At 41.6% G+C, this 5691-nt stretch carries 4 protein-coding genes; 3 read left to right on the forward strand and 1 reads right to left on the reverse strand.

What is annotated here, in order from left to right; all coding sequences use genetic code 11:
• Positions 1–327 precede the first annotated feature (327 nt).
• Positions 328–876 (forward strand): signal peptidase I, encoded by a 549-nt coding sequence (lepB, locus tag ACFX4L_RS24785; protein ID WP_289320932.1) that lies wholly within the window; start codon positions 328–330, stop codon positions 874–876.
• Positions 877–1010: 134 nt separating this feature from the next.
• Positions 1011–2057 carry a nicotinate-nucleotide--dimethylbenzimidazole phosphoribosyltransferase gene (cobT, locus tag ACFX4L_RS24790; RefSeq protein WP_377385125.1) on the forward strand — a complete coding sequence of 349 codons (1047 nt, stop codon included), beginning with the start codon at positions 1011–1013 and terminating at the stop codon, positions 2055–2057.
• 68 nt (positions 2058–2125) lie between these two features.
• Here cobT and ACFX4L_RS24795 read toward each other — a convergent pair whose 3' ends face one another.
• A complete protein-coding gene (locus ACFX4L_RS24795) occupies positions 2126–3529 on the reverse strand; it encodes a sigma-54 interaction domain-containing protein (RefSeq protein WP_377385130.1) in 1404 nt (467 codons plus the stop codon).
• A gap of 395 nt (positions 3530–3924) precedes the next feature.
• On the opposite strand from ACFX4L_RS24795, the gene ACFX4L_RS24800 reads away from it, so the two are divergent.
• A complete protein-coding gene (locus ACFX4L_RS24800) occupies positions 3925–5598 on the forward strand; it encodes an alpha-keto acid decarboxylase family protein (RefSeq protein WP_377406589.1) in 1674 nt (557 codons plus the stop codon).
• The last annotated feature ends 93 nt before the right edge of the window (positions 5599–5691 follow it).

Consider the following 5691-nt stretch of genomic DNA (forward strand, 5'->3'; position numbering starts at 1 on the left):
GTATCGAATGAGAATCGTCTTTTTTTAATTTGATTTACCGTACTAGTTAGAAAAACGTGAGTTTTTCAGCAGCCTCGAAATTCGCTATCCTTTTTTCGATATATTTTTAGATTTGCTTTGCGCCCCAGTTAATAAAAATGATTAATTCTCGCAAGCGATAAATGGATATGTTACAATTTTTCCATATATTTCTTTTAGAATATCTCCTCTGAACACCGACCGGCAAAACTCAGCATACAGGGAGTAACAGAGCTAAAAAATTGGTCTTGACGCTGCATGCATTGGTTTCAAATGTTAGCCGTTCACAATAGATGGGAGGGAGTCGCTATGAAGAATGATATGAAAACTGAAGTGTTCTCTTGGTTGAAATCTATCTTATTCGCTTTTATGATCGTGTTTATTTGCCAACAGTTTTTATTTACGCCAGTTACCGTCAAGGGTAAATCAATGGAGCCGACTTATGAAAACGATGACCGGATCGTGGTAACTAAAATCGGAAAGCCAGAACGTTTCGATATGGTTGTATTTAATGCACCGGACGCAGATGCGAAGTATATAAAAAGGGTGATCGGTTTACCAGGTGACAGTATCGAAATGAAGGATGATATGCTGTTTATTAATGGAATAGAGTATACAGAACCATATTTGAAAACGAAAAAAGAGGAAATTCCACCTGAAGAAAATCTGACGGAGAATTTCACCCTGAATGATTTACTTGGGAAATCCAAGGTACCTGTTGGTCACTTATTTGTCATGGGGGACAATCGCAGGAAAAGTTGGGATGGAAGAAGATTTGGTTTTATTTCAGAGGAATCACTTGTGGGCAAAGTGGAATTTCGCATCTATCCATTAAATGAAATAGGGGTCCCGAAGTAAATGGATCTTAGTGTGTACACATGTTAAAGTTTAAAGGATAATTATATTGACTAAGTTGTATTTATAGAAAATGATGGATAAGAACCTTTTCCGATGGTTAAGGTTTTTCATTTTGGATTATGGAGGTTTTTAATATGACGAATGGGTTAGCCGCCATTTCCATCCCGATGCTGGATGAGGATATGGGACGGCAGGTAAAAGGCCATGTCGATTCACTGACGGTTCCTCAGGGAAGCTTAGGACGACTTGAGGAATGGATAATTGAATTGGCCAAGATGACAGGAGAGGCCTTTCCGGACATTTCTAAACCGGGTGTTATCGTGTTTGCAGCCGACCACGGAATTACGGAAGAAGGGGTGTCGGCATATCCAAAAGAAGTGACGGAACAAATGGCACTCAATTTCCTGAATGATGGAGCCGCCATCAATGTACTCAGCCGTGCGATAGATGCTTACTTGGACATTGTCGATATAGGGATCGATGCAGATATCGAGGCTCCGGAATTAACTTCGAGAAAAGTCCGCCGTGGAACTAGAAACTTTTATAAAGAAGATGCGATGACAAAGGAAGAAGCACTTCAAGCGCTTGAAATTGGATATGATCGTGCACAGAGAATGATTGCCCGTGGAGTGAACTGCCTGATTCTTGGTGAAATGGGAATCGGAAATACGACATCCAGTTCCGCCATCATTTCCGTCGTAAGCGGGAAAAGCTCCGAATTGCTAGTGGGACAGGGAACAGGTTTGAAGTCTGAAGGCATTTTACATAAGCAAAGAATAATTGAAAAAGCGATTTCGTTAAGAAAACCTAGTCCTGATGATCCAATCGATATTTTGATGAAAATCGGTGGATACGAAATTGCAGGTATGGCAGGGGCCATGATCGCTGCAGCGAATAACCGTATACCCATTCTTGTTGATGGTTTCATTACAACCACGGCCGCTGTATTGGCCAACCTCATTTCTGAACATGCAGCAGATTATATGTTTGTTGGACATCGATCGGCTGAACCAGGTCATAGAACAGCCATACAATTGCTTGGTAAGGAGCCGATCCTCGATATAGGAATGAGAATCGGAGAAGGAACAGGGGCCGCAGTGGCATACCCGATCCTAAAGGCAGCGACATTGGTCCTTAAAGAAATGGCAACATTTGACTCGGCAGGCGTGTCAAATAAATAAGAGAAATAAGAGACCTTCATGTGAAGGTCTCCTATTAGATTGCAGTGAAATATTCTTTTAGTTTACTTTTACGTAATGGGTAATTGACCTTTATATTTCTTCATTTTCCTAACGACTGAAGGCTGGCTTATACCTAAGAATTTTGCCATTTCATATGTGGATTTACATTGTTTACTCGCTTTCATCATCATCCATTTTTCCACTTGTTCAAGAGCGGTTTTGAGATCACGATCCTCAACCATCATTTGGTCGATCATTAAGGTATCATCTTTTTTCTCCAAAGATACTTGTCCATGGAAATGGGAAGGGAGGAAGCCTGGGAAAATGATGGAGTCTTCCGAGGTCAGAATGACCCGTTCAATCAGATTTTCCAATTCACGCACGTTCCCTGACCATTTATGCTGAATCAGGATTTCGTAAGTGGAAGGATGCAACTTCTTATCTGTTTTGTATTTCTTGTTGATGATTTCGAGATTATGATTGATTAAGATGGCAATATCTTCTTTTCTTTCCCGTAAAGGCGGTATATGGACGGGAATCACATTTAAGCGGTAATACAAATCGAGCCTGAATGTACCCTTTTCGACCATTTCCTCAAGGTTTTGATTCGTTGCGGTTACAAGCCGGAAATCTATCTTATGCTCTTTTTTTCCGCCCACCCTTTTAAAAGTCTTCTCCTGTAGGACATTTAATAATTTCACTTGCATATCCAGGGGGAGCTCCCCGATTTCATCCAGAAATAAGGTTCCATTGTCTGCCTGTTCAATCAGCCCTTGCTTACCATGCTTTTGCGCACCGGTGAAGGATCCCGCTTCGTATCCAAACATTTCAGATTCAAAGAGACTTTCTGGAATGGTACTGCAGTTGACTTCGATGAATGGCTCTTTGCTGCGGTAACTCTGATTATGTAGCCGGCGGGCGAAAACGCTCTTGCCCACCCCCGATTCCCCAAGAAGCATGACAGTAGCATCCGTTTTGGAAACACGGAGTATCGTTTTGGCGATTTGCCGCATTTCCTTGCTGCGATAGATTAGCTCCTCCTGTTCCCTCAGTTCCTCGACCTCCGATTGATATTCTTGGATCTTTTTCTCCAATTGACCGTACTGGTCCTGAAGGTTTCTGATTTCAGTTTGATCTTGGGCATAACTGACGACACGAATCAATTCACCATCATCATCAAAGATGGGATAGGCAGTCGACATGACAATCTTTCCTGTCTTCGTATGCTGCATGATTTGAACAGGTGTTTTCTCTTTCAATACCATGGCAGATATTGAAGGCGTAAGTATTCCTTCCGTTTCGAGCTGATATACGGATTTTCCAAGATAATGGTCGGGTTCAATTCCATAAATCCACCAATGGTTAGGATTCGTAAATAAAATGAATCCCCTTTCATCAGTCACGGTAATATTATTATTCGATGTGCTGATGATGGTTTCCAAAACTCTTTTCACATTGTTTTCACTCATCATTTTCCCCCTTGTCCGATTTTTCGGTTGATTCAAATATAAATCAAAGTTAGAGGTGGAATCAAGAATTTTCAGACTTTTTGATTTGGAATTGAATCGTTTTTTTTTGAAATCCGCATTTTTATAGTAGGCAGTAGCTCCGAGGTAGCAGTTCGTTTTTGGAATGGTTGGGAATAATGAATTTTCTTCAACACCTTTAAAAGCATTCTCTTCCCTTTGAGTGGTTAAAGATTTCCACACCATTCCAGGACAATATCACCCACTTCATTTATCAAAGTTTAAAATAGATTAATAGGTTAGCGAAGGCAGCTCTTATTTATATGGATACTTATACGGTTAACCTACTTATGTTTGGGTATTAATAAGGTAGAGATGAATCAATTGAAGGAGTGATTGACTTGGCTGGAAACAGAACCTTGGGACAATATTTATACGACTGCTTAAAAGCAGAGGGCATTACAGAGATTTTTGGTGTACCCGGAGACTATAATTTTTCATTGCTAGATACTTTGGAAGATTACGATGGGATTGAGTTCATTAATGGACGAAATGAACTCAATGCTGGATACGCAGCGGACGCCTATGCCCGGGTGAAGGGCATATCGGCACTGATCACCACCTTTGGCGTTGGTGAGATGAGTGCATGCAATGCAGTCGCTGGTGCGTACAGTGAAAATGTGCCGCTCATTCATATTGTCGGCTCGCCAAAGTCCATGATCCAAAAGGAGAAAGAGCTTGCCCATCATACGTTAATGGATGGAGATTTTGATGTTTTCCGTAAGGTTTATGAGCATATCACCAGTTATACAGCGATTCTTACACCAGAAAACGCGGCTAGGGAGATACCGGAAGCGATCAGAATTGCGAAGGAAAAGAAAAAGCCCGTTTATTTGGTAGTGGCCATCGATCTCGTTACAAAACCGGTGATTTCCCACACCGAACCTTCCCAAAATAAGACCAAAACGAATGACGATGCATTGCAGTCAGCAGTGGAGCAAATAAGAAAAATGTTAGAGGCTGTAAAAAAAGCAGTCCTGCTTGTAGATATGAAAACACTTCGTTATAACTTGCAAGGATCCGTGCAGCAACTGGCTGAGCAGTTAAATGTTCCAGTCGCTTCGTTAATGCAGGGGAAAAGCGTGTTTGATGAGAGTCATCCCCTTTATATTGGTGTATACGGCGGAGCTTTTGGAAGTAAGGAGGTAGCTCAGGCCGTTGAGGAAGCGGATTGTATCATTGCAGTAGGTGCTGTTTGGTCAGACGTCAATACATCCAAAGGTACAGCAAAGCTTAATCCGCTGAAAATGATAGAGGTTCAACCTGACTCCTTAAAAGTGGGAGTTGCCAGCTATATGAATATCAATGGTGAAGATGCTCTAAATGCACTCAAAGAAATTGGCTACCGGCAGAAGGAATCTGTTGGAACAACCTCGTTTCCGTATGACACAATGGTCGGAGACCCAACAGCACCACTGGAAGCGGCCTCTTATTATCCTCGAATTCAGCAAATGTTGAAGGAACATGACATTGTGGTCACTGAAACAGGAACATTCTATTATGGTATGTCACAGGTTAGATTGCCAAAAGGGGCGACCTATATAGCTCAGGGAGGCTGGCAGAGTATTGGTTATGCGACACCCGCTGCTTTTGGGGCTTGTATAGCGGATAGAAACCGTCGTGTACTTTTGTTTACTGGTGACGGCTCGATACAGCTGACAGCACAGGAAATAAGCTCGATGTTGGAGAACGGCTGCAAACCCATCGTGTTCATCCTCAACAATAACGGCTATACGATAGAAAAATTCTTAAACGTAAAAGTCGATATAGAAAAACAGGAATATAACGAGATACCAGAGTGGGAATATACAAAGCTAGCTGAAGCATTTGGCGAGGAGGCCTTCACTGCGAGAGTCAGGACGAATGGAGAACTGGATGCTGCCATCAAGAAGGCTCAGGAAATGAACGCCGAAAAACTTTCCCTTATAGAAATGATCGTGAAAGATCAAATGGATGGACCAGAGTATCTTAATAAAATAAGGCAGTATCTTGAGACGCAAGAAAAACAAAATTAATATCTATAGGCCTTTTATGAACTGCACCCCAATTGTTAGACACTATCTAACAATTGGAGGTGCTATTTTTTATGACAAAATATTCATTAGAGT

The organism is Peribacillus sp. YIM B13482, assembly GCF_042787975.1.
In the GTDB taxonomy this organism is placed as follows: Bacteria; Bacillota; Bacilli; order Bacillales; family DSM-1321; genus Peribacillus; species Peribacillus simplex_A.

What these genes read in the sequence shown, in the direction of transcription:
- cobT (WP_377385125.1), top strand. Translation starts at nt 1,011, where the DNA reads ATGACGAATGGGTTAGCCGCCATTTCCATCCCGATGCTGGATGAGGAT.
- lepB (WP_289320932.1), top strand. Translation starts at nt 328, where the DNA reads ATGAAGAATGATATGAAAACTGAAGTGTTCTCTTGGTTGAAATCTATC.
- ACFX4L_RS24795 (WP_377385130.1), bottom strand. Translation starts at nt 3,529, where the DNA reads ATGATGAGTGAAAACAATGTGAAAAGAGTTTTGGAAACCATCATCAGC.